Source organism: Arthrobacter cryoconiti (assembly GCF_020905375.1).
GTDB lineage: Bacteria > Actinomycetota > Actinomycetes > Actinomycetales > Micrococcaceae > Specibacter > Specibacter cryoconiti.
This window is the reverse complement of record NZ_JAJJBU010000035.1, coordinates 26,166-52,487: the sequence shown is the minus strand read 5'-3', so window position 1 is coordinate 52,487 and position 26,322 is coordinate 26,166. Positions and strand designations below refer to the sequence as shown.

The 26,322-nt window shown below is 57.7% G+C and carries 20 protein-coding genes; 2 read left to right on the top strand and 18 right to left on the bottom strand.

The features are described 5' to 3' along the window. Positions 1 to 158: 158 nt before the first annotated feature. The 3 genes from LOH53_RS15885 to cuyA all read right to left on the bottom strand — a co-directional run bounded on the left by LOH53_RS15885 (position 159) and on the right by cuyA (position 3,150). Positions 159 to 1,244 (bottom strand): YeiH family protein, encoded by a 1,086-nt coding sequence (locus tag LOH53_RS15885; RefSeq protein WP_376991782.1) that lies wholly within the window; start codon positions 1,242 to 1,244, stop codon positions 159 to 161. A gap of 121 nt (positions 1,245 to 1,365) precedes the next feature. Further along, positions 1,366 to 2,118: a cysteate racemase gene (cuyB, locus tag LOH53_RS15880; protein ID WP_326832803.1), complete on the bottom strand. Its 753-nt coding sequence runs from the start codon at positions 2,116 to 2,118 to the stop codon at positions 1,366 to 1,368. 33 nt (positions 2,119 to 2,151) lie between these two features. Further along, positions 2,152 to 3,150: a D-cysteate sulfo-lyase gene (cuyA, locus tag LOH53_RS15875; protein WP_230068732.1), complete on the bottom strand. Its 999-nt coding sequence runs from the start codon at positions 3,148 to 3,150 to the stop codon at positions 2,152 to 2,154. Positions 3,151 to 3,381: 231 nt separating this feature from the next. Here cuyA and LOH53_RS15870 point away from each other — a divergent pair, with 231 nt between their 5' ends. Beyond that, the gene (locus LOH53_RS15870) at positions 3,382 to 4,098 is read left to right on the top strand and encodes a GntR family transcriptional regulator (RefSeq protein ID WP_230068737.1); all 717 of its coding nucleotides are present in this window, start codon (positions 3,382 to 3,384) and stop codon (positions 4,096 to 4,098) included. A gap of 27 nt (positions 4,099 to 4,125) precedes the next feature. On the opposite strand, the gene LOH53_RS15865 is transcribed toward LOH53_RS15870, so the two are convergent. The 14 genes from LOH53_RS15865 to LOH53_RS15800 all read right to left on the bottom strand — a co-directional run bounded on the left by LOH53_RS15865 (position 4,126) and on the right by LOH53_RS15800 (position 23,659). Further along, complete coding sequence (locus tag LOH53_RS15865; RefSeq protein WP_230068731.1) at positions 4,126 to 5,331, bottom strand: M20 metallopeptidase family protein; 1,206 nt, start codon at positions 5,329 to 5,331, stop codon at positions 4,126 to 4,128. A 59-nt stretch (positions 5,332 to 5,390) separates the two neighbouring features. Next, positions 5,391 to 7,505, bottom strand: coding sequence for a prolyl oligopeptidase family serine peptidase (locus LOH53_RS15860; protein WP_230068736.1), 2,115 nt, complete (start codon positions 7,503 to 7,505; stop codon positions 5,391 to 5,393). Between the two features lie 141 nt (positions 7,506 to 7,646). Further along, positions 7,647 to 9,347, bottom strand: coding sequence for a dipeptide ABC transporter ATP-binding protein (locus LOH53_RS15855; RefSeq protein WP_376991781.1), 1,701 nt, complete (start codon positions 9,345 to 9,347; stop codon positions 7,647 to 7,649). 34 nt (positions 9,348 to 9,381) lie between these two features. Further along, positions 9,382 to 10,392 (bottom strand): ABC transporter permease, encoded by a 1,011-nt coding sequence (locus LOH53_RS15850; protein WP_230068730.1) that lies wholly within the window; start codon positions 10,390 to 10,392, stop codon positions 9,382 to 9,384. Between the two features lie 12 nt (positions 10,393 to 10,404). After that, the gene (locus tag LOH53_RS15845) at positions 10,405 to 11,337 is read right to left on the bottom strand and encodes an ABC transporter permease (protein WP_230068729.1); all 933 of its coding nucleotides are present in this window, start codon (positions 11,335 to 11,337) and stop codon (positions 10,405 to 10,407) included. A gap of 260 nt (positions 11,338 to 11,597) precedes the next feature. After that, entirely contained in the window at positions 11,598 to 13,166 is a 1,569-nt protein-coding gene (locus LOH53_RS15840) for an ABC transporter substrate-binding protein (RefSeq protein WP_230068728.1), read from the bottom strand. 342 nt (positions 13,167 to 13,508) lie between these two features. Beyond that, entirely contained in the window at positions 13,509 to 14,984 is a 1,476-nt protein-coding gene (locus LOH53_RS15835) for an MFS transporter (RefSeq protein ID WP_230068727.1), read from the bottom strand. 62 nt (positions 14,985 to 15,046) lie between these two features. Next, entirely contained in the window at positions 15,047 to 15,721 is a 675-nt protein-coding gene (locus tag LOH53_RS15830; protein ID WP_230068726.1) for a response regulator, read from the bottom strand. Between the two features lies 1 nt (position 15,722). Continuing rightward, positions 15,723 to 18,257, bottom strand: coding sequence for a DUF4118 domain-containing protein (locus tag LOH53_RS15825; protein WP_230068725.1), 2,535 nt, complete (start codon positions 18,255 to 18,257; stop codon positions 15,723 to 15,725). 21 nt (positions 18,258 to 18,278) lie between these two features. Then, the gene (gene kdpC, locus LOH53_RS15820; RefSeq protein WP_230068724.1) at positions 18,279 to 18,860 is read right to left on the bottom strand and encodes a potassium-transporting ATPase subunit KdpC; all 582 of its coding nucleotides are present in this window, start codon (positions 18,858 to 18,860) and stop codon (positions 18,279 to 18,281) included. 4 nt (positions 18,861 to 18,864) lie between these two features. Then, positions 18,865 to 20,982, bottom strand: a complete 2,118-nt coding sequence (kdpB, locus tag LOH53_RS15815) for a potassium-transporting ATPase subunit KdpB (RefSeq protein ID WP_230068723.1) — start codon at positions 20,980 to 20,982, stop codon at positions 18,865 to 18,867. Further along, complete coding sequence (kdpA, locus tag LOH53_RS15810) at positions 20,979 to 22,634, bottom strand: potassium-transporting ATPase subunit KdpA (RefSeq protein WP_230068722.1); 1,656 nt, start codon at positions 22,632 to 22,634, stop codon at positions 20,979 to 20,981. The genes kdpB and kdpA overlap by 4 nt, the downstream gene beginning before the upstream one ends. An 8-nt stretch (positions 22,635 to 22,642) precedes the next feature. Next, positions 22,643 to 22,726, bottom strand: a complete 84-nt coding sequence (gene kdpF / locus LOH53_RS16880; RefSeq protein ID WP_326832802.1) for a K(+)-transporting ATPase subunit F — start codon at positions 22,724 to 22,726, stop codon at positions 22,643 to 22,645. Between the two features lie 183 nt (positions 22,727 to 22,909). After that, positions 22,910 to 23,659, bottom strand: a complete 750-nt coding sequence (locus tag LOH53_RS15800) for an SDR family oxidoreductase (protein WP_230068721.1) — start codon at positions 23,657 to 23,659, stop codon at positions 22,910 to 22,912. 97 nt (positions 23,660 to 23,756) lie between these two features. On the opposite strand from LOH53_RS15800, the gene LOH53_RS15795 reads away from it, so the two are divergent. After that, on the top strand, positions 23,757 to 25,103 hold the full coding sequence (locus LOH53_RS15795; RefSeq protein ID WP_230068720.1) for an amidohydrolase: 1,347 nt from the start codon (positions 23,757 to 23,759) through the stop codon (positions 25,101 to 25,103). A 36-nt stretch (positions 25,104 to 25,139) separates the two neighbouring features. On the opposite strand, the gene LOH53_RS15790 is transcribed toward LOH53_RS15795, so the two are convergent. Then, on the bottom strand, positions 25,140 to 26,312 hold the full coding sequence (locus LOH53_RS15790; protein ID WP_230068719.1) for a cystathionine gamma-synthase: 1,173 nt from the start codon (positions 26,310 to 26,312) through the stop codon (positions 25,140 to 25,142). Positions 26,313 to 26,322 lie beyond the last annotated feature (10 nt).

Below are 26,322 nucleotides of genomic sequence, written 5' to 3'. Positions count from 1 at the left end.
CATCTCAGCCATACCACGCTTAACGCGGCTACTGCCAGTCACCGGGAGCTCTCCACGGCCAGTTTCAGTTCTCTTTTGCGACGTAGACACGTTATTCCTTCTTAATGAGGTGGGTGCGAATGGCAGCGGCCCAAAGGGGCGGTCGCCTGATTTTATTCCTACAACGAGATCAACTGCACTGCCCCGTAACCCAGGGTTGCGATGAGTGTCCAGGACAGCAATGCCACAAGGCTTCCCCTAATTCCGGTGGAGAGCAAGTCCCTGATACTCACAGCGGAGCCCAAACCGAAGAGCGCGGCGCCTAGGAGCACGTCCTGGAGCAGGGAACCGATCTCTAGCATCCCGGGACTTAGGATTCCCAGCGATCTGATGACAATCATCGCCACGAAGCCAATAACAAACACGGGAACCAACGGTGGCAACGACGACGGCTTCTGGCCGCTGACAGCATCTACGCCCTGGTTGCGGGCGCTTCGACGCGTCGCCAAGGCCGCTATGAAGACAATGGGCGCCAGCAACATGACCCGGGTTAACTTGAAGACCAAGGCGGCCGCCAGCGCAGCGGACCCGGCCACTTGCGCCGTTGCAACGACTTGGCCGACGTCGTGCACCGAAGCCCCCGTCCATTCCCCAAACTGAATTGGTGAAAGAGACAACGGACCCATGAGTAGCGGCAGGACGCCGATGGCGAGGGTTCCGCAGAGAGTTACCAGCGCTACCGGCATGACCGTATCAGTATGGCGAATGCGCCGCGCAGCGGCCATCGCTCCAATGGCGGAGGCTCCGCAGATTGAAAACCCGGCGGCGATCAATAAGGGGGTCTCTCCCGGAAGCCTAAAGAGTTTCCCCAAGAAATAAGTACCGGTAAATGCCAGAACGACTACGCCAACAATGATCGCGAAAGTTGCCCAGCCCAACTCCCAGACATCGACGATGCTCAGCTTCAAGCCAAGCACCACAATCCCGGCCCGCATAAGCTTCTTGCCGGCAAAATCCAGTCCGGGACGAAAAGATCCGGCGGTCGGCGTCCGCACGCGAGGCAGGTTCGCGCACAGGATTCCAAGTACTACCGCCACTGTCAGCGCAGGGAGCGAGGGAAGCAGCGTATGAATCCCGAAGGAAATAAGTACCCCCACGGTGCAGGCCATGAGCCCGGGTATGAGCTGTGCCCGGCTTTCGCGCACCGGGTTTTTTCGCGCTCGACGCCGGGGCAAGGGCTCCTGGAGGGTTTTACTGATGGGCATTCTCTTCTTCTAACTGTGCTGTGATAGCCAATGAAACGTGCGTACAGGAGCGGGGCCCATCCGGTCAGGGAATGCGCGCACCTCCATGAGTGGCGACCCCTGACCGGGTGAGAATAGGGCCCTAGCTAACGGCCCGGGAGGAATGAGACAGTGTTGGGTAACTGTTCAGCTCACCGCACGAAGCTCGGACGTGGGTCCGAGCACTGCGCACAGTCGCGATAGCTAGTTCGACCGCTGGATCGATCAGTGTCACGACGCCGGAATCCCCTATTTCCGAAACCAACGTCGACAACTCGGTGCAGCCCACAATGACGCTCTGAATCCCCTGCTCATACAGGTTCGCCAAAATCTGGCGCAGGTCCTGGAGCGAAGATGCCCCAGGCCTACCAGCCTTGACCCCGTGAACTATGTTCATCAGCAGCGCTTGATCTTCCGGGACCGGGACAGCAACGTCGTATCCGGCATCGCTGAGAGCTTGCTGGTACATCCCCGACAGAAGGGCACCATCAGTTGCCAGCAACCCGATCGTGCCACTCCGCGCACTGCGCTGGACTGCCTGGATCGTTGAATCAATGATGCTGATGAATTCAACGGGCTTTCCGGCCAGGACGGCTGGAAGGTAGCCATGAACGGTATTGCACGGAACGACGATGATCTCCGCTCCGCAGTCCATGAGCCGTTGCAGTCCGGTTTCCAGCCATGGCGTTGGATCTTGAGCACCGGCGAGAATGGCGTCCTGACGGCTGGGCACCGTAGGATCCGCCCAAATTACCACTCGAAGATGCTCTTGATCCAGCGACGCCGGAGTGTGGGCGATCAACTTGGCATAAAAATCTGCCGTGGCAGAGGGACCCATGCCGCCTAGTATCCCCACTACCCGGGATGGAACTGGTTCGGTTAGCAAGATCTATCCCAGAGACTCGTTCGGGTATGCGTAGAGGGCAGGCGAGCCTCCGGTATGGACAAACAGGACGTCGCTGTCCTTTTCAAAAGAGCCTTCTTGGATCATCCCCACGAGGCCTGCAGCAGTCTTGCCGGTATAGACCGGATCAAGAAGGATTCCTTCGGTCCGTGCGAATAGCTTGATTGCCTCCGTCATTTCCTTCGTCGGGAGCGAATAGCCCGGTCCTACGAAGTCGTCGCGCACCACGGACAGTTCCACCGGAATCTGCAGCTGCGCGCCCGCAAGCGCTAGCGTCTGCTGCGCCAAACCGTGAATTTTGGCTTCTTGGGGTCCTTTTGCCCCCCGCACACTGATCCCGGTCAGTGGGATTCCGCTTTGATTGCCATAGAAACCGGCGAGCAGGCCGGCGTGTGTTCCGCCGGATCCACTGGCACACACCACATGGTCGATATCCAAGCCCGCGTCAAAGCTCTGCGTGAGTATTTCTTCCGCGCAGGCTACATAGCCTAGGGCACCCAGCGCGTTGGAGCCGCCACCTGGCACAATGTAGGGTCGTCCGCCTTCTGCGATGACTTCCTGCGCCATCGTCTCCATCCGAGTCATTAGATCTGTTCCCCCCGGTACTGGAGTAATGGATTCAGCGCCCAGCAGACGGAACAAGAAGTTGTTGCCACTGGCTTCTTCGTTGTACGAACCCTCTACTCGTTCCTCGATGAGCAACCGGCATTTGAGTCCTTCCTTAACAGCTGCCGAAAGCGTTAAACGGCAATGGTTGGATTGGACCGCACCCGTTGTGATGATCGTGTCTGCGCCACGCGCCAACGCGTCTGCCATTAGGAACTCGAGCTTGCGAGTCTTATTACCGCCAGAGGTTAAACCCAGCAGGTCATCGCGCTTGATGTGGATACGAGGGCCGCCCAGTTCTCTGCTGAGGTTCGGAAGGAACTCAAGAGGGGTAGCCCCCACGGTGTAGCGGCGACGAGCGATCTTAGCCAAATTCATGATGTTTACACTTTCTCGATCAGTTCACGGTTCCGCCTATTGCGGTCCCGATGGCGTGTACGGCGCCGACGTAAGGAAGGTCGACTCACGAGTGGACAGGATGTAGAGGAACGTGATTAGTATTCAGTCAACGATTTCTACTCTTCATATTTGATTTTTGATTGAATCTTGAATTTGATTCTAGATTGACATACTTCTTGCTAGTAGGTCAAGGGTGGTAGCTTGAGTCCTGTGAATATGACACCCGGAGTTGAGTTGGCCAGTCTGGAACGGGAAGCCGTTCGCGGAGACGGCCTGGTAAGCGTGGCGCACACACAGATCCGCAAACTGATCCTCTCTGGAGAGTTATCGCCAGGAGACCGCGTGACAGTGCGGCCTCTGGTCTCCCGACTCGGCCTTTCACCAACACCAATCCGGACGGCACTTGCAGCCCTTGAACGCCAAGGACTTCTCGAGTCCCGCGAACATCGCGGATTCTTTGTTCCACAATTTAGCGCCAGTGATCTGATGGAGATCTACGAACTGCGTGAAGCGCTAGAAGTGATCGCTTGCCGACGAACCATCCAGTCACCATCTCGCCTTGATGTTGCCAACGGCATGGACGTGTTACTTGAACAACAACGAGCCTTCGTGTCAGCCGGCGACCTAGCCGGATATGCCGATCTAGACGTCAGGTTCCACCAGCTCCTCTGGATCGGATCCGGTAACAAGCGGCTGGTGGGCGTTGCCGACAACCTCTTCGGACAGATGCGCATTGGAAACAATATCTCCACCCGTGTCCCAGGACGCCCCGAAGCATCACTTAGCGAGCACGGCGCCATCGTTCTGGCCCTGCGCGCCGGCGACGCACGCGGGGCTGAACGCGCGGTTCGTGCGCACATTCGCACGGCTGCTAAAGCAATGTCAGAACTCATGGAAAAGGAAGCTTCAGCTATCCCGGAGCTGTGAAGCTGCGGGGATTTCCATCCGTTGCGTTCACGCCAGACCATCTCCGGGATTCAGATGTCCCAGGGCAAGCCCAGCGAGTACTGCTGAACCCCGTGAGAGCACCGAGTCCTCGAATATCACGTTATCGGAGTGGTTCTGGGCAACGATTCCCGGGGCATCTACGGGTGCGCACGAGCCCATGAAGATGAATGTTCCACCGACTCTTTTTAGCACGTACGCGAAGTCTTCTGAACCATACACAGCATGCTCAAGCTCAAGATATTCGTCTTCTCCATAAAGTGCCGTCACGGTCTTTTGCGCCGCTACTGCACCAGCTTGCGAACCCACCATGGGCGGATATTCTTGTGCAAAGTCAACGTCAACTTCGAGTCCATGGGCAGCGCCAATCCCGCGACAAATACGTGTGAAGATCTCTTCGATGCGTTCGCTTGATGCTTCCGAATAGCAACGAATGGTCGCCTCGAATTTCACCTCGCTGGCAATAATGTTCCTGGCAGTGCCGCCGTGGAGAGAACCGACGGTAAGTACCACTGGGTCAAAGACATCGAAACTACGGGTAACAGCGGCTTGCAAGGCAAGGATCATTTCACAAGCCCCCGGTACGGGGTCTTTGGACAGGTGCGGCTTCGAGCCGTGGCCACCCACACCTCTGACCAGAACCGCCATCCGTGCCGAGGCAGAACTCAACGCGCCCACACGAGTGGCGAACTTGCCCAGCGGCACATTGCCGGCTGCCACATGCAGCCCATAGGCCGCCACCGGACGATCGCCAGCCACTTCCAAGAGACCCTCACCAATCATCTTTGCCGCCCCGTCCCAGCCTTCTTCGCCAGGTTGAAACATGAAAATGACGTTCCCTTTTATCTGGTGTACTCGTCGCGAGAGAAGTTTCGCTGCCCCCACCAACATCGTGGTGTGAAGGTCGTGTCCACAAGCGTGCATCGCACCGGCGATTTCCGAAACGTACCCAACGCCCGTCTGCTCTACAAGGGGTAACGCATCCATATCCCCTCGCAGGAGCACCGTGGGTCCGCCCGGGGATCCGCGGAGCACAGCTGTCACGGAAGACAAACTGCGACCGGTGAACACTTCCAAAGGCAGCCCGTCGATGGCGTCAAGCACCTTCTTCTGCGTCAGCGGCAAATCTAGTCCGATCTCAGGCTCCCTATGCAGAGAATGCCGTAATCGAGTCAGTTCCTCTTGGAGCTCGCCAGCTTCCTCACGAAGTCCCATGACTTTTCCCCTTTTCTGGATTGGTAAAAATAGGCAGCACCCAATTGTGGGTAAGTCAATTACAAGGTTGAGTCCGCCGGTGGGTTCCACCCCTCATCCAAGACATGCCAGGCCAAAAATGCGCGAACCGTCTCATACCAAATTTTCTGATTCCGGGGCCTGAGAATGCGGTGTGATTCGTCGGGAAAATAAAGGAAGCGGTGAGGCAACGGTTCATCGACATCATGGTGCGCGAGTAGACTCCACCACAACCGCATACTTTGGCCAACGGGTACGCGGTAGTCTTTATCCCCATGCGTCACAAGCATCGGAGTGACAATCTTGCGCGCATGCAGATGCGGTGAGTTCTCAACGATCCTCCCGCGTTCCATTTCCGCACGCCAGAAGTTGGGCAGATCCGTTGACTCACCAAAATCATCCAGCGCCCAAATACCCGCGTGCGAGGTGATTGCCTTGAATCGGTCAGTATGCCCGGCGATCCAATTGGCCATGTAACCACCGAACGAAGCACCCATCACAGCTGTTCGGGTGCTATCCAAATCCTCCCGGGTGAGAGCCTCATCAGTGACCGCCATCAAATCATTGAAGGGAGCTTTCCCCCACTCGCCCCAGCCACGCTGGAGCATTTCTTGACCGTACCCGGTGGAAAGTGCCGGATCGGGCATTAGCACCGCATAACCACAGGCGGTCAAAAGCCACGGACACCAATTCCATGACCACGTGTTAAAAGAGTTGACGGGTCCACCATGTGCCCACAGCAGCAGTGGCGCGGGATGCTCCCGCGATGCCTCCTTTGGAAGGGCCAAGAACGCACGCACCGACGTCCCGTCCTGGACAACAACGCTCACTTCGCTCAAAGTTCCAGGCAACTGCGGAACCGGAGCTGGCCCACGCAGCTCTACCGGCGTCTGGTCTATCAGACCGGTATCTAAGACGACCACGCTGCCGGGATCGCTCCAACTGGAGCGCACCGCATAGATCAACTGCCCGTCGGGATGAACACAGAGCCCCGAATAGGATCCATCGTTGACGAGTCTGCGCAGGCGAGCTGAACTGACATCTAGTGCGAAGATGGGCGCCCTGCCCGATTGATCGGCAACGAAGTACAACGTTTTTCCGTCAGGCGCCCACACGAGAAGCTTTGCTCGCAACTCGCCCTCCAACGGCACCACCACGGGTTCCCGAGGTCCTTCGGTGTCCACCAAGCACAGACTTTGTACGTCTGCTCTTTCGTATGTTCCTTGTTCCAGACGGACACACGCAACACGCGAGCCATCCGGAGAGATCGCGGGAGCAACTTCGTAGTAGAGAACTGGCCCGCCGTAAAGCATTCCGGGCGCTCCGGCCAGCACCGTGCGGGCACCAGTGGACGTCTCGATCCTCACGAGCTCAAAGGTCATTTCGACTTCACGCTCGATTCGCTGCCACGAAGTCACGATGAACGTTCCGTCGCGGCTGACATCAAAGGAAGTTTGAAGTAATCCGTATTCGGCATCTGGGGTGAGATCTCGCAACTGAACAGATCCGTTGTCGCTGGTCACAAATAGCCGGTCCTGCTCCGGCCCAATGTCACGATGGCGCAGCCTCGCTGGATAGCCGTCATGCAGGATCGCGGATACATCTCGCTCTGCTCGTTGCCGAGTCCGCACCCCGGCTTCCGCAGGAGCCGCCCCGATCAGCACTGACGCTTTCAAGATGACGTCGCCGGAGTGGGCTGCGACTTCCAGCGCACTGAACCCTCCTTGCTGGTTCACTGCTAGCTGTTCGGCCTCAGTCCCCGCATCCGAAGACAATTTCCACAGTGACAAGCCCTGCGGCTCCCCTTCGCTACGAGTACCGCTCTCCGCCGTCGGCCCCCGCGGGGCAAGAAAGAGTAGTGATCCATCGGGAAGGAACGCTGCTGCCCTGGTGCCAGCGGATGATCGAGTTATCCGGCGCGCTGGCAGGGCGCCTTCGAGATCGATCTGCCAAAGTGCGTTCACCCAGTCATTCTTCTTCTGCTCAAGTTCCGCAGCCTCCGCCACGAGCATGGAGCCGTCGGGGGAAAGTGCCAGTGTGCCCTGGCGGCGAAGCCCAAGGTAGTCGTCTAGGTCGTGAAAAACCGTCTTCTGCTCCGCGTTTTCGGGCGTCTTCGCGACGGTGTCCATGACCTCCTCATTCGCACTAACGATCATCAATCTACTTCCTTTCGATGTGTCGGGAACCATGCAAATAGACCCTGTTCGGCAAGGTCGGCAGCTGCTCTAAAGCAATCTCACATTCGGTTCCGTCCTAAGAATGTTTACTCTCACCCGGAGCTAGTACGTAACAAGCGGCTAGGTCCTCAGACTCGCAACGCGCCGTTCCCGATTGATACGCTGCGCCTCTGGATCAGGCAGTGGAACGGCAGAGATCAAGCGCTGCGTGTAGGGTTCCTTCGCGTTTCGCAGAACTGCGTCTCGAGGTCCTTCTTCGACGAGTTTCCCATTGCGCAGCACTACGACCCTGTGCGCCAATAGATCCACAACCGCTAAGTCATGGCTGATAAACAGACAAGCGAATTGCAGATTCTGCTGCAACTGCAGAAGCAGTTCCAAAAAGCGCGCCTGCACGGAAACGTCAAGTGCAGATGTTGGCTCATCGGCCACCAGCAGTTTGGGGCTCAATGCCAGTGCTCGAGCAATGACCACCCTCTGCTTTTGACCACCTGATAATTCATTGGGGTATCGCCCAAAAAAGGCTCGAGGTAGTTCTACCTGCTCCAGCAGGTCTTCGACCATCGAGTCAAGCCGCCGTCCCTTGGCAACACCGGCGACCTTGAGAGGCTCACCAATACTCTCCCCAATCTTCATACGCGGATCCAAGGATGAGGTTGGGTCCTGAAAGACGATCCCAATTTGCCGGCGTACGTCGCGAAGAGCGGCCTTTTTGAGTTTCCATAGGTCATGACCAAGAACACTTACCTCACCGGAAGCTATGGGGACCAACCCCATGACTGCTCTGCCAATGGTGGTCTTTCCAGAGCCCGATTCACCAACCAAGGCAACTAGCTCTCCGGCATGAATGTCGAGAGAGAAATCCTCCACTGCTCGAAATACCGGAGAGTTGCCTTGCTTGGGGTAGTCGATGGTCACATTTTTCATGGACAAGCTGGGCGCGTCTTCCCGATTGACAACGTGTTCACGCACTGTTGTCGCACCCAAGCGAGGCACAGCCGAAAGCAATTCCTGCGTGTAAGGCTGCTGCGCGTTCGCGAAGATCTGTTGGGTGCTTCCAATTTCAACAATCCGCCCGCTGCGCATGACGACCACACGATCAGCAAGATCGGCTACAACGCCCATGTCATGAGTAATGAGCAGAATCGCCGAGTGAAGACGATGGCGCAAGTTTCGCAACAGATCCAGGATCTCGGCTTGAACCGTCACATCCAATGCTGTTGTCGCTTCGTCAGCAATCAGCACATCCGGATCACATGAAATGGCCTGTGCAATAACTACACGTTGACACTGGCCACCGGATAATTGGTGCGGGTAGGAAGCAAACGTCTTCTCTGGATTGGGCAAGCCCACTATTTCCAAGAGCTCCAGCGCACGCTCACGCGCAGCACTCTTACTCATATTGTTGTGCACAGTGATGGCTTCAATAATCTGCTTACCAACCGTATACAAGGGGTCCAGCGCCGTCATCGGTTCCTGAAAAACTACAGCTATCCGTTTTCCGCGGAGGCGGCGAAGCCCTCCAGCATCGAGGTTTCCGATTTCTTCCCCATTGAGCTTGATGCTTCCTGAGGTTCTGCAGTTTTCAGGCAACAGCCCCAAGAGTGCCATGGCACTTGAGCTCTTACCAGAACCAGACTCACCAACTATTGCAAGGATTTCCCCCTTGTAAACATCATAATTGAGGTCAGTCGCGGCCTGAATCCATTCGCCATTCGATTCGAATTCGACACTAAGATCACGTACTTCCAGGGCCAGCTCGCCGTCCTGCTGAAAAGGCGCTGCATCGATTACCTGGGTTTCGCTCTTGTCCATATTCATGGTCTTTTCCTTATCGCAAGTTTTCTCACGTGGTCTACTTGGGATTTTCATCGACGTCTACCTGATCCTCGAGCAGGGGCTCAACATCGGCAAAGGCAGCCGGGACACGTCTGGAAGAAATGAGGCCGCGAAAAATCAAGAACGGTTTGCGCTTCTTACGAATGTTTTGAACGTGCGGGTCCAGTAAGTCTCTGAGTCCGTCACCGAGCAAATTCAAACCCAAAACGGACAGAATAATGATGCCGCCTGCGAATATAACCATCCAGCTTGACTCGAAAATCACAGACTTTCCCGCGAGCAATATACTCCCCCAGCTCGGGGCTGGAGCAGGAACACCCGCCCCTAAAAAGCTCAGCGATGCTTCGTTGATGATCGCATCCGCAAAGATGAACGTGACTTGAACGACCAAGGGCGAAAGTATGTTCGGAGCGACGTGTTTCAAAATGATACGGAGGTCGCTCACGCCTTGGACTCTGGCCGCGTCGATATACAGCTCGTCCTTGATGGAAAGTGCGGCAGATCTTACGACTCGTGCAATATACGGCGTAAAGACCACGCTCAGGGAAAGCACTACGTTTTCGGTCTTCGGCCCGAGTGCTGCCATCAAGGAAATCGCCAGCAAGATGCTCGGGAAAGCCATCAGTCCGTCCATGATGCGCATCAATATGTTATCCGCCGCACGGTAGTAGCTCGCAAGAAGCCCGATCGTGGCGCCGAAGAATGCCGTAATGAGTGCCACCGACGCACCGATTCCCAGCGAGGTTCGTGCTCCGTAGAGAATTCTCGTGGCCAGGTCTCGGCCAAACTCGTCAGTTCCCATCCAGTGCGACGCCGATGGTCCCGCCAATGCGTCAGGGCCCAACTCCAAAGGGTTGTAAGGCGTCAGAAGCGGACCCACGATGGCTAGGAGCGCGAGGAGGATCACTATGCTGCCGCCGAACACTGTAAATCGGCTTCCCATAATTTTCCGAACGAACATTGAGCGCTTAGAGGGCGCCACTAAAGTTCGTTGGGTAAGAACTTTAGTTGAACTTACATTTGGCATGATTTCTTCCTTTCACTTCAGCCGAACTCGTGGGTCAAGGACTCCATAGAGAACATCGACGATCAGATTCACGAAAATGAATGCGAAAGTTATGAACAATACTGTTCCTTGAATAACCGGAAGGTCACGCCTTTGGATGGAGTCAACTATCAATTGACCGAGGCCTGGAATATTGAAGATGGTTTCGGTGACGACAGCACCCGTGATGAGACCTCCAACACTCTGACCAACAACAGTGAGAATTGGTAATGATGCGTTCCTCAGAGCATGTAGGTAAATGACACCGCGTTCTTTGACGCCTTTAGCGCGAACGGTTCTGATGTAGTCCTTGCGGAGCACATCAAGCATTGACGACCTCGTCATCCGCACAAAGAGCGCAGCCTGCATGGAGCCCAGCGCCACGGATGCCAGTATCAAATACTGGAACCAATTCCAGACACCTGAACTGAGAGGTTCATAACCCGCGACAGGAAGCCAGCCAAGGTTTACCCCAAAAATTAGTGCCAGAAATAGCCCGAGCAGAAAGCTCGGTATAGACATTCCTAAAAGAGAAACACCCATAATGGACACGTCACTAACCGTCCCCCGGCGAGATGCCGCATAGATACCAAGAGGGATAGCGATTGTGACTGCTATTATTTCGGCGAGCATCGCGATGGCGAAGGTCGGGCCGATATGACTGATGATCGCACTTGTGACGGATTGCCCCAAGAAGTAGGACGCTCCTAAATTGCCTCTGAAGACATCCGCGATCCACAAAAAGTATTGCTGATAAAGCGGTGCGTCCAACCCAAGTTGGTGATTGAGGTTGGAAATCTGATCATCGGTTGCGTTATCGCCCAGAATCACTGCTGCCGGACTACCCGGGGTTAGATGAATTATGAGAAACACCACGGTGAGAACGACCAGAAGTATCGGTATGGTTGACAGTAATCGTCTAGCCAAGAACTTGACCAAAGTGGATATCCTCCAATTTTCTTTCTATCAGCGCACGGTGCCTGGCACGCGAATTATCTTTTTTGAGCTAAGGACTGAGCACCACATATAGTCCCACTGACGGTTGCTGGGCGGGGCCGGGACTTCCGGATTTTCCGGGGCGCCCTGCCCAGCAACGAAAGCGCCGATGCTTTCAAATCGTCATTTGGCCGGACAGGACCTGCATGGATCCGGCATCGTCGCGTCATGGGTGAGGAGAGTATTTTTCCTCACTTGGAAACTTTGAGACTCTGCCCAATAACTCCCTGGAAGAGTTCCAGGTTCTGCACTTTGTCCGTTCCGATAAAGACGGTGTCGAAGTCTCCGTAGAAGACGAATGGCAAGTAGTCCGTCCAAATGTAGCCTTGCAATGTAGCCCACACCGCCTGGGCCGCCTCAGGTGTAGCGGCGGCTCGCAGGTCCTTCAACAATTGATCCCGCTTGGGAACGTCCTTGACGGAACCAGCAAACGTGCTGCTGACTGCATAAAGTTGAGAAGGATTGCTCTGGTAGACGAAGCTAGCCATGGCCATATCCCAGCCAGTATCCTTACTGCGCTTTTCCACGACAGTGGCGTAATCGGTCACATCCAGATCCACCTTCATGCCAACAGCCTCAAGCTGTTGTTGGATAACGACGGCAGCTTTGAACATGTAGTCATAGTCTCTGGAGGTCAAAATGTGGATCGGTTCACCGTTGTATCCGGCTTCGCTCAGGAGCTGTTTGGCCTTCGCAACATTGTGTTGGTTGTATTCTTCCTTGCCCGCATCACTTGCCCAACGAGTGGTTGACGGCATGTAGTCAGCAGTCAGGTGGACCAGCTTTTCGCTAGGAAATGCCGTGTTCATGATGGCCGTTGAATCCATCGCGGCGTTGATCGCCTGACGAACCTTGAGATTGGAAGTCGGCCCGCTTCGCTGATTGAAGACTGAGATCAGGTGACCCGTGGGTTCGGTAAATACCTTGACGTTCTTTTGCGACTTCAGAGTGTCGTAACTGCTCGCCGGTATGTTGGTGGCGATGTCGTACTGACCTGATCTGACGCCAGCAGCCCTGGTCGAAGGGTCCGTAATGAACCGGAAAATGAGGTCTTTGACGAAGACGGCTTTGTTCCCCGAATTTCCGCTAGGCTCAAGCCCGTTGTCCTTGTAGTCATCGTACTTGGAGAGTTGGATGAACTGATCCTTCTCCCATTTGACGAACTTGTAAGGCCCTGTTCCGACAAACTCGCTCACCTGCGTCTTACCTGCGGGCGGAACGAGTTCTTTAGGCATGATCGCTGCCATCTGGGATCCTGCGGCCAGAATATTCAGAGCATCAGCTGCACGCTCCTGCAACGTCATCTCCACCACGTAGTCACCCTTGCTGGTAAAGGTGACCCCCGGCAGGAACTGAATTGCCTTGGCATTCAACGCTGCCCACCTCGTCATCGAGGCGACCACATCCGCTGACGTCATTTCTTTGCCGTTTTGAAACTTCACTCCCTTCCGTAAATCGAAGAGGTAGGTTTTCCCGTCTTCGGAAGTCGTGTACTTCTCAGCCAGTGCCGTTGTCACTTCATAGTTTTTATCCAGCGTCACCAATGACTCATACACGTTCCTCATAATGATCTGCGACGCCGATGTCGTAGTCAGTTGAACGTCGAGGGTCGGCGGCTGGACGTTGACCGCGACGGTCACTTTGTCCTTGAGCTCTGAACCTGCACCTGCCTTATTGGCCCCGGTGCCGCATGCGGCCATTCCCAGGGTCAATGTTAAAGCGCAAAATACTGCGGTTAACTTTCCCGTTTTAGATTTCATTTTGTCCATCACCTGTGCCAACTAGTAGGGGTACTTTCAAAAACCAGAACTTCACGTTGGCGACATCGGACGCCTGATTCGATTTTTGATTGAAAATTTTTTGATCCCGGCGCGACCTAGGCTAGCACAAATATTAGGTGAATTGTGGTCTAAGACACATTATTTTGGCCCCTTCAGCTCATCCCCTCCAACGGGGGGTGAGCCAGTACTCCAAGATTCGTTTGAAGCTAGGACATCAGGAGCCCAAAACCGGCATGCGAAACCACGCCAATCGGTGCAGGCTTACCGAATGGCGCGGCTTTTCCAGTCCTTCTCGACTAGATCCGGATCTTGCTGGTGACCTTAGACAGAGGGCGCCAGAACAGGCGAGTCCTGGTCTGCGATATCCGCCTCCGAAGCCCAGCGCGGTAAGAATGACGCGGCAATTGAAGCCAGCACCATGCCTGCCGCCATGAGCCACATGGTGAATGTGAAGCCCTCGATGAAAACGCCAGCTTGGCTGTGTGCGGTGCTCGTCTCCAAGCCGTTAAAGAAGACTGTGCCCACAATGGCAACACCCAGAGCACCGGCAAGCTGACTTGTGGTGTTAAACAGCCCCGAGGCACTCCCGGCAAATTTAGCCGGCACCTCGGAGAGCACGAAGATCCCCACCGGAGCTACGACCATGCCGAATCCAGCGCCGCTGAGCGCCAGGCCCGCAATCAAATGCCACGGAGTGACGGTGCCGCCAATCCCTTGGACCGTGAAAATCAGCACCACAAAGCCGATTGCTACAACCAACGGCCCCAGCTGAAGGACCACGCGGCCAATCTTCCGGGCCAGAATTGCCGCGGACACCCCTGCCAGCACTGGAACCATAATGGAGAACGGGATCATAGTCAGCCCGGCCTTGAGAATGGGGTACTCCAAGCCCAACTGCAAGAATAATGTCTGAATCAAAAAGAACCCGTTCATCGGGATGAAAAACAAGAACATCATGGCGATGCCTGCAGCAAACGGACGGTTCCTGAACAAGGAAACAGCCACCAGAGGCTCTTTGCCACGATGTTCTGCTCGACGCTGGAGCAGAACAAACCCCACCAAGACCAGTAACCCAAAACCCATGGAGATGTACGTCCACAACGGCCAGTTGTCCTCGCGTCCCACCGTCAGCGGGTACAGGACGGCGAGCATTCCCGCAGCTAAGACAACTGCCCCCGACAAATCCAGTTTGTGCCGTACGGGAGCCACCGATTCCGGCACGAACTTCCAGGCACAAAAAACGGCGAAGACTCCCACCGGGACGTTGACAAAGAAGATGGTTCGCCATCCCCAGCCAAAGAGGTCGGCGTCAGTGAGGATGGCACCAAGGATGGGACCGGAGACCGCGGCAACCCCCGCCAGCGCGGAGAAACCCGCCAGCGCGCCGGCCCTTTCGGAAGGCTTGTACATGACTTGAAGGCTGGAGAGAACCTGAGGGATCATCGCGGCAGAAGCAAATCCCTGCAGGGCCCGCGAGGCGATCAGCATTTCCGGGTTCATGGCTGCACCGCACAAGACGGATGCCGCGGTAAATGCCACCAGCCCAATGATGAAAATCTTTTTCCGACCATAGATGTCGCCCAGCCGGGATCCGGTGATCAAACCAACGGCCAGGGCCAGCGTGTAGGAAGCCACCATCCACTGCAATTGCGCATTTTGCGCACCGAGGGCACGTTCAATATCCGGCAGTGCAACGTTGACGATCGTGGCATCTAACAATTCCATGAACGATGCCATGAACAGCGAGACAAGTGCGATTGAACGCGCCCGTCCCAGGGGTGTGACATGCGGTTGCATGGAAGTTCCTTAGAAATAAAAGCCGAAGACAAATAGTCTAGTTCGGTGGAGGCTACCCACAATTACAACGCGAATCGATATCCCATTCCAGCTTCTGTGAGCAGGTGCACAGGATTGGCCGGATCAACCTCAAGCTTGCGCCGTAATTGCGCCATATACACCCTCAGGTAATGGGTTTCCTTAGCGTAGGCCGGCCCCCACACTTCGGAGAGGATCTGCGCCTGACTCACCAGCCGCCCTGGATTACGCACCAAAAGTTCTAGCACGTTCCATTCCGTGGGCGTCAAGCGTACCGCTTCCCCGTGCCGACTCACCTGCTTATTCGCCAGGTCGACGGTAAATTCCGGTGTCGTCACGAGAGGTTGTGACGCCTGAGAACCTCCCCGTCGCGCCGCCGCCCGCAATCGTGCCAGTAACTCATCCAGCCCGAAAGGTTTCGTCACATAATCGTCAGCACCCGCGTCCAACGCCTCCACTTTGTCATGAGATCCGTGCCGCGCAGAGAGGACGATGATGGGAACCTCACTCCAGCCGCGCAGCCCGGAAATCACGTCCAACCCATCCATGTCCGGCAAGCCCAGATCAAGTACGACGACGTCAATCGCGTGGGTTTGGGCGGCAGCCAGCGCTGTGGTCCCATTTGCTGCCGGGACGACCGTGTACCCGTGAGCGTGCAGGTTGATTTGCAATGCCCGCAGTATCTGAGGTTCGTCATCCACTATCAAAACGGTGGTCATGTCAGGTCCTTACAATTCCAGTGGAGAGTGGCAGTCTAATGATCATGGTCAAGCCGCCGCCGGGAGTCTCCTCAGCTTCCAGGACACCGCCCATAATTTCGGTGAAACCTTTTGCTACCGCCAGCCCCAAGCCCACCCCGGTCCCGCCCTGCGGGCCGTAAGAAACGTCGTCGAGCCGTTGAAAAGGCTTGAACATGGCCATGACGTCCCCGGCCGGTACGCCCTTACCATGATCGACTACCCGCAATTCGCTGGCCGGGTGACCGTCGATCGTGGCACTACCGCTTCCCCCCACCGAGGCAAGCACCGTAATGAATGAATCCGGCGCGTATTTCACCGCATTTTCGACAATGTTGGCGATGACCCGCTCCAGCAATCCGGGGTCGGCCTCGATGGGCGGCATATTTGCCGGTACCTCCGTGCGGATCCGCTCTGTCGGAACGCCATGGAACGCGGCCGGTAATACTTCCAACCACGTGATGGCCCCCATAACGGGGCTGACCATCTCGGCGCTCAGCCGTGACATATCCAAAAGGTTGCCCACCAGGGCATCCATCCTGTCCGTGTAATGCTCAATGGTCGCTAACAATTCCGCCTCATCCGCCGGTGAGAATTCCACCTCGTTTTGACGCAGGCTACTCACCGATAGTTTGATCCCAGCAAGCGGGGTGCGCAGGTCATGAGAGACGGCTCGCAGAACGGAGGTCCGGATTTTGTTGTCTTGGGAGAGCATCTTGTTCTCCCGTTGCGTCTGGGTCAATGTCTCACGTTGTTCCAAAGCCATCAAATGCGCGCCAAAAGCACTCAGTAGCCGGCGATCGCTGGCGGGCAGCACTCGTCCGTTCAGCCCCAAGATCCAGCGTTCGGAAATTTCCTCGACGTTCTGCGCAGCCTCAGGAGAGGCTGGCGGGTTCTCCCCCACCGAAGCATCGGCATGCCAACTGGAAAAATCACTGCCGGAGCCACTGAAGAGAACCACTGAAGTCATGGCAAAGTGATCACGCACCTGCTCTAAAAACACCTGAACCGTGTCTTGGGAAGCCAGAATTCCACGGGCCAATTCGCTGAGGGTGGCTGCTTCAGCCCCCGCCCGAATCGCCTCACGGGAACGCCTGGCGGATTGATCCACGGCGAGCGCCACCGCCACCGCCACGAGAAGGAAGATGGCCAAAGCAAGCAGGTTCTCGGGATCGCTGATGGTCAGGGTTCCGATGGGTGGCGCCGAGTAATAGTTCAGCAATAGGGTACCCCAAACCGCTGCGACGACCGCTGGCCAGAGTCCGCCCACGAGCGCCACAGCAATGGTAGCTGCCAGTTGGATGATCATGGTGGTTTGTAAGTTTAAGTTCCCGGTACCCAGCTGCACCAGAACAGGCAGTGCGGCGGCCAGGACGAATCCGGCGATCACACGCTTCCTGTTTAACTCACCGCGGTTACGAACCCGCATTGCCTTGCCGCCAAGAGGGTGCGGGACCATGTGCACGTCGATGTCACCGGCGTTGCGCACCACCATGGCTCCGACACCAGGCCGGGCGAAAAATCCCAGAAGTGGTTTCCGCCGGGAGGTGCCGATGACGATTTGGGTGGCACCGATATTCCGTGAGAACTCCAGCAGGGCCGCAGCCGGGTCCTCTCCTCCGACTGAGTGGTAGGTGCCTCCTAGGTCTGTGAGAAGTTGGCGTTGAGTTTCCAATGCCGCCGGCGCGTCCCCGCTCACCCCGTCGGAGCGTGGAACATGGACGGCAAGTAGTTGGCCGCCGCTCACCCGGCTCAATATTCGTGCGGCTCGGCGCAACAAATATTCTCCTTCGGGACCACCCGTCAATCCAACTACCACCCGTTCCCTGGTGGGCCAGTTGGTTTCTATGCCGTGACTCGCACGGTAGTGGGCCACGCCCTCTTCGACGCGGTCCGCCAACCACAAGAGCGCCAGTTCGCGCAGGGCAGTCAAGTTCCCCAGCCGGAAGTAGTTGGTCAGGGCCGCGTCAACTTTGTCTTTGGCGTAGACATTTCCAACGCTCAGTCGTTGGCGCAGCAGCTCCGGGGGAATGTCCACGAGCTCAATCTGCTCAGCACGGCGCACGATGTCGTCGGGAACCGTTTCTTGCTGGTGAACTCCCGTAATGGTCTCCACAACATCGCCGAGGGAGGCAAGGTGCTGAACGTTCAGGGTTGAGTAGACGTCGATTCCCGCCGCCAGCAACTGTTCAACATCTTGCCAGCGCTTGGCGTTGGTGGAGCCTGGCACGTTGGTGTGCGCATACTCGTCCACCAGCGCCAGGGTCGGTCGCCGCGACAGCAAGGCATCGACGTCGAGCTCCTCAAAGTCCGCATCCCGGTAAGGAATGCGGATAGTGGGTAAGACTTCCAGATCGCCTACCTGGGCCCTGGTTTGTGCGCGGCCGTGGTCCAAGATGATCCCGGCCACCACATCCACCCCGGCAGCAGCCTGGGCGCGAGCATCTTCGAGCATGGTGTAGGTTTTGCCTACACCGGGTGCCGCGCCCAGGAAAATCCGTAATATGCCCCGTGCCATAACGCCTATTCTTGCAGTACCTTAGCGCGCGCGGCGCGCCTGGATCAGCGCGGCGTTCAAGGTGGTCGTATTAACGGAGGGCTGCCCCAGAAAACCCACCAACGCATTGTTGGTGTTCTTGCTGATTAGTTCCTGAACTGCGGCTTCGCCGAGGCCGGTTGCGCCGGCCACCCTGGCTCGCTGCAATTGTGCATAGGCCACGGAGATCTGCGGATCGAGCCCGGAGCCGCTGGCTGTGAGCGCGTCAATCGGGACAGTGTCCGGTGCTACTTTCTCCCGGGCCGCCACCTCCGCACGGTTCTTGGCGATGGACTCCAGCAAGGCTGGTTGGTTGGGTCCGAAGTTGCTAGGCGAAGACCCCGCCGGATCCCACTCAACAGCAGAGGGTCGCGGATAAAAGAAGTCCACCCCTGTGACGGGTTGGGCAAGCAGGGAAGAACCGACGGCTTCTGAGTCCACACTGACGATTGAACCGTTGGCCTGGGCCGGGGCAATGACCTGACCTAGTCCAAAGACCAAGACCGGATAGGCGAGGCCCAATATCAGCGTGGTGCACAGCAGGAATCGCACTGCGGTAAAAAGTTGGCGTCCATAGGCGTTCATAGTGCTAACCAATCGTTGGTAGGAGTGAAAGAACAAGGTCGATGGCCTTGATACCGATGAACGGTGCAATCATGCCGCCCAAGCCGTAGACCAGCAGATTCCGTGACAGCGCGGAAGCGGCCGAAACCGCCCGATACTTCACTCCTCGCAAAGCCAGTGGAACCAGAACAACGATGATAAGTGCGTTGAAAATCACTGCGGAGAGAATGGCGTTCTGCGGTGAGGAGAGGCCCATGATGTTCAAGAGCCCTAGACCAGGGAACGTGGCGGCGAAGAGCGCCGGCACGATCGCAAAGTATTTCGCGACGTCATTGGCTACCGAGAAGGTGGTCAACGAGCCTCTTGTGATCAGCAGCTGTTTTCCAATACCCACAATGTCTATGAGCTTGGTGGGATCCGAATCCAGATCCACCATGTTCGCGGCTTCCTTGGCCGCACTGGTGCCTGAATTCATGGCCACACCCACATCCGCGGCGGCTAGCGCAGGAGCGTCGTTGGTACCGTCGCCCGTCATTGCCACCAGCCGACCAGATTCTTGCTCAGCCTTAATAACCGCGAGCTTGTCTTCCGGGGTGGCTTCGGCAACAAAGTCATCCACGCCTGCCTCGGCAGCAATAGCCGCGGCCGTGATCTTGTTATCTCCGGTGATCATGATGGTCTTGATACCCATGGCCCGTAGTTCGGCGAACCGCTCTTTCATACCGGGCTTGACCACATCCGCTAGATGAATGACACCCAGAATCTGGGCACGTTTGCCCTCGTAGCTTGCCACCAGCAACGGAGTGCCACCAGTACCAGAAATGCCCTCCACCGCTTGCCGGACATCCGCTGGCAGCACGCCACCGCGCTCGCTTGCATAACGTTCGACGGCGGAGCCGGCTCCCTTGCGGACTTCCCGGACCGTGATACCAGGGTTCGCAGGATGCCCCACTGGCAGGTTGAGCCCGCTCATCCGGGTGACGGCGCTGAACTCAACGATCTCGACGTCTGCGCGCAGCGCTTCCGTCGCGGAAAGTCCGCCCGGCCCGCTGGGTCCGTTTGCACCCTCCTGCGCCAGTTCCACAATGGAACGGCCTTCAGGGGTTTCATCGGCCAGGGAAGAAAGCCGTGCTGCTTCGATCAGCTCTGCCTCGCTCACACCATTAGCCGCAATGAACGCCACCGCGCGGCGGTTTCCGTAGGTGATGGTTCCGGTCTTATCCAGCAACAAAGTGGTGACGTCGCCGGCAGTTTCCACTGCGCGTCCAGAGGTGGCCAGCACATTTCGCTGGATGAGCCGGTCCATTCCGGCAATTCCGATGGCCGGCACCAGCGCTCCAATGGTGGTGGGGATCAGGCAAACCACCAGCGCCACCAGTACGACGGGACTGGGTAGCGCATTGGCGAAGGCCGCCATGGGAGCCAAGGTCATGATGCCTACGACAAACACGATGGTCAGTGACGCCAACAGCACGTTTAGGGCGATCTCGTTGGGTGTCTTCTGACGCGTGGCGCCCTCGACTAAGGCGATCATCCGGTCAAGGAAGGTTTTACCGCTAGCTGCAGTAATCCGCACCACGATCCGGTCTGAAAGGACCATGGTACCTCCGGTGACGGAGCTGCGGTCTCCGCCGGATTCGCGGATCACCGGCGCCGATTCGCCCGTGATGGCTGATTCGTCAACACTCGCGAGCCCCTCAATGACGTCGCCGTCGCTGGGAATCAGCTCCCCTGCCACGACTATAACAATGTCCCCCACAGCCAGCTCGGTTCCGGCGACCATTTCTTCTTCGTAGCGTTCCGGCGTCCCCGCGGACTGGCCGGCTGGCACCAAAACCGCATTACGGCGTCGTGCCATGACCTGGGACCGGGCCGAACGCAGGCTATCCGCCTGCGCTTTCCCGCGGCCTTCAGCAATGGCCTCGGCGAGGTTTCCAAAGAGAACCGTCAACCACAGCCACAGCGTGACAACAATAGAAAACACTGCGTTCGAGGAACCCAACAGGAGCTGTTGGACGCTCACGGCGGTGCAAACGATTGAGCCGATCAGCACAGTGAACATGACAGGGGAATGGATCATGAGGCGGGGATTGATTTTGCGCACTGCCAGGGGCAGTGCCGCGCGGAGGGTGGTCAGGTTCATTTCAGCAGTCCTTCAGCAGCCGGGCCCAGGGTGAGCGCCGGGAAGTAGGTCAATGCGGTAAGAATCAGCACGATCCCGCCAAGCAGGACGGCAAACAGCGGCCCGTGCGTGGCAAGGGTGCCAGCGGTGTTGGGGATCTTGCGTTGCTTCGCGAAGGAACCCGCTAATGCCAACACCAGGGCGATGGGCAGGAACCGGCCGATGAACATGGCCAGTGCCAACATGGTGGCCAGGCCCGGTCCGGAGCTGGTGATGCCACCAAAAGCGGAGCCGTTGTTATTCGCCGCAGAGGTAAAGGCGTACAGGATTTCGCTAAATCCATGCTGTCCTTCGGCGGGAGCGGCCGCGGCAAGCGCCGGAATCGAGACAGTGATGGCGGTGCCCAGCAACACCAGCGTGGGGGTTACAAGAATGTACACGGCTACCAGCTTCATCTGCCCGGCGCCAACCTTCTTCCCCAGCATTTCCGGAGTGCGCCCCACCATGAGCCCACCGATGAAAACGGCCACCACCGAGAGCACCATAAGTCCGTATAAGCCTGAGCCCACACCACCGGGAGCGATTTCTCCCAGCATCATGTTCACCAACGCGAGCCCACCACCCAAGGGTGGCAAGGAGTCGTGGGCCGCGTTGACAGCACCCGTGGAGGTCAGCGTGGTGGCGGTAGCAAAAAGCGCTGTGCCGTTGGCGCCAAATCGCTGTTCAATCCCTTCGCCTACGCTGGTTCCGGTCCCGGCGAATGCGGCAAGGGCCCAGCCCATCAGCGCGGTAGAAATAATCCAGAACGCGGCCATAACGCTCAGCAACGTGTAGCCCTGCCGTTTGTCCCCCACCATGCGCCCGTACATTGCGGGCAGCGAGAAGGGAATCAGCAGGATCAAGAACACTTCAAAGAGGTTGCTGATGGCATTGGGGTTCTCAAAAGGGTGTGCGGAGTTGGCATTGAAGTAGCCGCCACCGTTGGTCCCCAACAACTTAATGACTTCCTGGGATGCCACGGGTCCGCCGGGAACGGTTTGCTGTGCTCCGGTGACCAACGTGTGGATGTCTGTGCCGCCCCAGTTTTGGATGACTCCGGTGATGATCAGAACAACTGCCCCAATGATGCTGATGGGCAACAGCACTCGGAGAGCTCCGCGGGTCACATCAACCCAGAAGTTGCCCAGATTAGACGTCTCAGCACGGACCAAACCTCTAATAAGTGCCACAACTACGGCCAGGCCGACGGCGGCGGAAAGGAAGTTCTGCACTGCCAGGCCCAGCATCTGTACACCAAAGCCCAAGGTGGTTTCCGGCGCGTAAGTCTGCCAGTTGGTGTTGGTGACGAAGGAAACCGCCGTATTCATGGCAACCCAGGGGTCAACCGTGCCATTGCCTTGGTTGAAAGGGAGCACACCTTGAAGCAGTTGGAAGGCGAACAGGACCACGATCGACACAACGCTAAATGCCAACAGCGAGCGCAGATACACCTTCCAATGCTGGTCCGCCCGCGGTTCCACTCCGGAGAGTTTGTACAGGACACGCTCGAATGCCAAATGCTTGTGGCTGGTAAAAGTCTTAGCCAAATAGGCTCCCAGCGGCTGGTGCAGCGCACCGAGTGCCACTATTAATACGACCACCTGTGTGGCCAACGCGAAGGCGTTCAGTTCCATGGTCGCGTTCACCACTTCTCAGGCCGGATGAGGGCTGTGAGCAGGTACACCACAAGTCCCAGCCCCACCAACCCCAAGATTAACCACGTCACCAATTCCACGACTGCCTGCTTTCATGTGCGAGAAGTTCTCTGGATCCATCGCACACCAGATTTATCGCCGTGGGGGGCGTTTTTACACGTTCTTAACGCCAGCGCATGGTTTCTTGACACGTTCTTGACGCGTTTTTGACATGTTTTTCACACGCGCAGCGATCGCTTCAGTTGGGGCTACTTTTAGGCGCTGAAGCCACCGTCCACTTTCAGTAGCTGTCCGCTGATCCAGCGTCCCCCGGGTGAAAGCAAAAACGCCACGCTAGGCGCGACATCAGCAGGGGTACCGAGCCGGCCGCCAGGCTGCAAAGCCGTCAACTCCACACGAGTTCGGGCATCCATCCAACCCGTGTCCACGGGCCCGGGGTTGAGAACATTCGCGCTAATTCCCGCACCTCCAAGTTCACGTGCTGCTGCAATAACGATCCGGTCCAACGCTCCTTTTGACGCGCCATAGGGAAGGTTGAACGCCGTATGATCGCTGGTCAGGGCCACAATGGCGCCGCCGTCGGGCCCGGCCTGGCGTGCAAAAGCGGCCACGAGCTGCCAACTGGCACGCGTATTGACGGCAAAGTGCGTCTCAAAGCTCGCCAAGGTGGCGTCCAAAATGGCCGAGTCCACTGACTCGGAGTGAGAGAGCACCATCCCCTGGAGGGTTCCGCTTTCCTGGGCGATTTGCTCGAACAGGCGATCAACCGCGTCCGGATCGGCCAGGTCGGCCGGCACGGCCCAGACCCGGGCTCCGGCGGCGGTAAGTTCGGCACTCAACACAGCGACGTCGTCGCGCTGGACGCCCCAAGGCTCGCGAGAATCAGAGGGCTGCCAGAAGCTAAGGACCAAGTCCCAACCGTCGGCAGCTAGCTCACGGGCAATTCCTGTTCCTATCCCGACTGCACGGCCCACCCCGGTGATCAGTGCTATTTTGCGTTGCATGCGCCCAGCTTATGCCTCTGCCGGGGTAACTTGGGAGAGGGCCCACAGGTCCGCCAGTATCCAGCCGTCACCAGCGCACCCGCATTGAAAGGCCCTCATGACTCCCCCACTGCCCACGTCCAAGCCTGCTTTCGTTCCAGGGCGCGTCACCAAGCCGGCCAAGCCTGCGGCGAGCCCTAGCGGAAAGTCCAAGGCAACACCTGCCAAGCCGGCCACGGATACGGCGTCGATCAGTGCAGCCATCCGGGAAGCGGCCGCAGCCGCAAAGAGGCGGGTGCTGGCCATCACGAACGCCCACGTGGTGCCGATCGACGGTGCACCGTTCCATGGCACCGTTCTGGTGGAGGGCGGTAAAATCCTCGCTCTGGGTGCCTCGGTGCAGGTCCCGGCCGGAGCGGAGGAAGTGAATGCGCAGGGACAGTGGCTGCTGCCTGGCTTCATTGACGCCCACGTCCACCTCGGGATGCACCCTGAAGGCGAGCTGGGTTCCACCAGCGACGTCAATGAGGCGACCGATCCACTCATGGCTGGCGTGCGTGCCATTGACGCCGTTGATCCCTTTGACCCCGGCTTCGACGATGCTCTGGCCGGAGGTATCACTGCCGTGAACGTCAACCCAGGTTCCGCCAACCCCATCGGCGGACTGGCCGTGGCGTTGCACACCCACGGGCGCTACATCGAGGAAATGGTTCTGCGCTCCCCCAGTGGTCTCAAGTCAGCACTGGGGGAGAATCCGAAGCGTTTTTATGGTGAAAAGAAGCAGACTCCCTCCACCCGGCTCGGTACGGCGCTGGTGATCCGCAAAGCATTCATGGCCGCTCAAAATTGGTTGGCTTTGCCCGAGCCGCGCCCCCGCGACGCCCAGATGGAGGCGCTGGCCATGGTGCTCCGACGCGAAATTCCCTGGCGTCAGCACTGCCACCGCACCGATGACGTGGCAACGGCCATCCGGTTAGCCGACGAGTTTGGCTACGACCTCGTCATCGATCACGGCACCGAAGCTCACGTGATTGGCGACGTCCTGGCCAAGCGTGGCACACCAGTTCTCATTGGCCCGCTCTTCACGGCCAAATCCAAACCGGAATTGCGGGGCCGCTCCCTTGCCAATCCGGGTAAACTGGCGGCCGCCGGGGTGGAGATCTCGATCATCACCGATCACCCGGTGGTACCCATCAACTTCCTGGTCCATCAGGCCACCTTCGCTGTGAAGGAGGGGCTGGATAGGGAGACCGCTTTGCGTTCCATCACCATCAACCCGGCAAAGGTACTGGGCTTGGCGGATCGGATCGGTTCCTTAGCGGTAGGCAAGGATGCCGATCTGGTGCTGTGGAGCGGTGACCCTCTCGATGTCATGCAGCGGGCCATGAAGGTCTTCATCGGCGGCAAGCCCGTCTACACCTACGACGCCGCCACACGTGTGGGGGCCGTTGCCTCCAGAGTGTGAGAGTGTCAGTTCACTCTGGGGCTCACCGCGAAGACCTCAGAGTGAACTGATGGCCTGATCCAAGTCTTCAATGAGGTCAGTAACGTCCTCAATGCCCACGGAGAGCCGGATCAGATTCACTGGCACAGCCAACTCGGTGCCCTTCACTGATGCGTGCGTCATCTCCGACGGGTAGTTCATAAGCGATTCAACGCCGCCCAGTGACTCCGCCAAAGTGAACAGATGCGTTGATTCTGCCACCGTACGCGCAGCGCTCTCTCCGCCTTTGAACTGTACCGAAATCATCCCGCCAAAGCCGCGCATTTGGCGCGCTGCCAGCTCGTGACCTGGGTGATCGACCAGCCCTGGATAGAGCACGCGCTCTACCTCCGTGCGGGCCAGCAGCCATTCTGCAATGCTCTGTGCGTTGGCGCAGTGTCGGTCCATACGCACGCCCAAGGTCTTGAGCCCGCGCGTGGTCAGCCATGCCTCCATCGGTGCAGACACTGCCCCGACGGCGAACTGAACGAAGCCAACCTTCTCTGCAGCAGCAGCGTCGTTGAGTACGATCGCGCCACCGGAGGCATCCGAGTGCCCGCCAATGTACTTCGTCGTGGAGTGCACCACCACGTCCGCTCCCAGCGCTAACGGGTTCGCCAGGTACGGGGACGCGAAAGTATTGTCAACTACCAGCACAGCGCCTACAGCGTGCGCTGCTTGGGCCACAGCTGCGATGTCCGTAATTTTCATCATCGGATTCGACGGCGTCTCCACCCAGATCATCTTCGTTGCGCCCTCCGGCCCACCGGCGGCAATAGCGCTCGCCAACGCGTCGGCGTCGTTCATGTCAACGGCAGCGTTGCTGATCCCCCACACCGACAACACCCTATTGATGAGCCGGTAGGTTCCGCCATAGACGTCATTGCCCATCAAGATGTGGTCTCCAGGAACCAAAAGCGCCCGGATCAGAGCATCCTCCGCTGCCAGACCGGAGGCGAAGCTGAACGCGAACTTTCCACCCTCCAAGGCGGCTAGTTGACTCTGCAGGGCATCCCGGGTGGGATTAGTGCCGCGGCCGTATTCGTAACCGTTGCGTAGCTTGCCAATCCCGTCCTGGGCAAAAGTGGTGGTTTGATACAGCGGCGGGATCACCGATCCCGTGCTCGAGTCAGGTGTTTGACCTGCGTGGACGGCGCGAGTGTTGAACCCTGTATTTTCCGATGCAGTCATGGGTTTCTCC